The sequence below is a fragment of the Aetokthonos hydrillicola CCALA 1050 genome (assembly GCF_017591665.1).
Lineage (GTDB): Bacteria > Cyanobacteriota > Cyanobacteriia > Cyanobacteriales > Nostocaceae > Aetokthonos > Aetokthonos hydrillicola.
In genome coordinates, this window is the sequence record NZ_JAAKGC010000340.1 from 1 (window position 1) to 1,837 (window position 1,837).

Below are 1,837 nucleotides of genomic sequence, written 5' to 3' on the forward strand. Positions count from 1 at the left end.
TTATAAGAAAAATGCAGAAAACCCTTGAGGAACAGGTGCATAGCACCGTATTCCGTACTTCAGGCAAGGGATGAATGCTAGCTGAACCCTTTAGGGTTCCGTCATGGTTGATTTTTTTGGCTCTGGAAGGCTATCTATCCACTCATCAATTAAACTACTGATTGTCCTGTCTAGTTCAGCAGACAGCAACACGATCTTATTATATCTACGTTCTGTTAACCGGAAATTTAATCGTTTGTTTTTCATAATGACATACAACGTCTTTATTTTTATGTTAACATAGATTCAGTTAACAAAATAAACAAGGAGGTGATAACACTTGCTAACAAACTATGTCTACAAGCTACGTCCTAATGTTGGTCAGTCAAACAAGATGGATAACTGGATTGATATGCTGAAAAGTCAGTACAATTGGTCTTTGGCTGACAGAATAACACAGTACAATCAACAATTCATTCAAGGTGATTACTGCGATATTAGAACGTCATCGGAAGCTTGTCCATTAACATGTTTTGTTAGCAAGAATAGTGCAACTGGTGAACCTTGGAAAGATTCTAAGGTTGACAAAGACGGTAATTTAAAGAATCCTCGGCGTAGTGCTGGTGATATTCAAATAACAGCACTACCAGAACTCAAAAAGGCTAGACCTTGGTACGCTGATATTGACTCCACAGTATTACAGCAAAACGTTAAGCGCTTAGATACTGCTTACAAAAACTTTTTTGGTGGTCGAGGATTTCCGAAGTTTAAAAATCGTTCAACTTTCTCGTCGTTCACTTACACAGTAGGAATTAAGGTTCAAGGGAATAAAATCTATCTGCCTAAAATCGGTTGGATGAGATTCTTTAACTCTAGACCGATTCCCACTGGTTTCACTATTAAGGCTGCAACTATTCGCAAACGTCAAGATGGTTGGTACGTTTCTATCAGAATCGAGGATAAAACTGTACCTGATTACATTCCTAAACCTTTAACAGAAATTAAGTCTGTGTTGGGTTGTGACATGGGAATCACCAAGCTTGTACACTTGTCGGATGGCTATCAAATCAAGAATCCTAAGTTTGCAACCAACAAGAAAGTTAAGCGTAGGTTGAAAATTAGACAACGTAGAGTTAACCGCAAGGTTAAAGGTAGCAAGAATCGTAAAAAGGCTGCTATCAAAGTAGGCAAGCTACATAAGAAAATTGCTGATAAACGTCAAGCTTACCAATGGAAGGTAGCTAGTTTAATTACTTCCAGAAGAGTTGATGCTATTGCTGTTGAGGATTTAAATGTATCTGGAATGCTTAAGCGTTGCCGTCCCAAAGTTGATCAGACAACAGGACGATTCTTAAACAACGGTCAGAGTGCTAAGAAAGGTTTAAACCGTTCAATCTCGGATGCTAGTTGGAATGAGTTAACTCAGAAAATTGATTACATGGCTGTGAAGTCAGGAAAGATTTTGATCAAAGTGAACCCCAAACATACAAGCCAAAAATGTAACTTTTGTGGTCACGTTGATGCTAGCAGTAGGGACAAAGAAAAGTACATTTGTGTTGCTTGTGGTCACATGGCTCATGCTGACATAAATGCGGCTAAAAACATAAAAGAACTGGCTATGTTAAAGATAGCACGCCAGGTGCTACAACGGGGGGAACCCCCGCAACGCACTGGCTCGAGTATAGTATGCGGGGACTCCGCAAAACTTGAACCACGAGGTTCTAAACGCCCGAAACAACGTAAGGAGAAATCAGCGCGCCGCTCTCGTCAACGCGTTGAGCCTGGGAACCTTAGCGATAAGGATATTAAGGCATTTGTGTCTTAAGAATCCCCGTCTCTTTAGAGCGGGGAGTGTCAA

The 1,837-nt window shown here is 40.3% G+C and carries 1 protein-coding gene; it reads left to right on the forward strand.

What is annotated here, in order from left to right; genetic code table 11:
• Positions 1 to 319: 319 nt before the first annotated feature.
• Positions 320 to 1,804, forward strand: a complete 1,485-nt coding sequence (locus G4P69_RS37690) for an RNA-guided endonuclease InsQ/TnpB family protein (RefSeq protein ID WP_208338843.1) — start codon at positions 320 to 322, stop codon at positions 1,802 to 1,804.
• Positions 1,805 to 1,837: the final 33 nt, after the last annotated feature.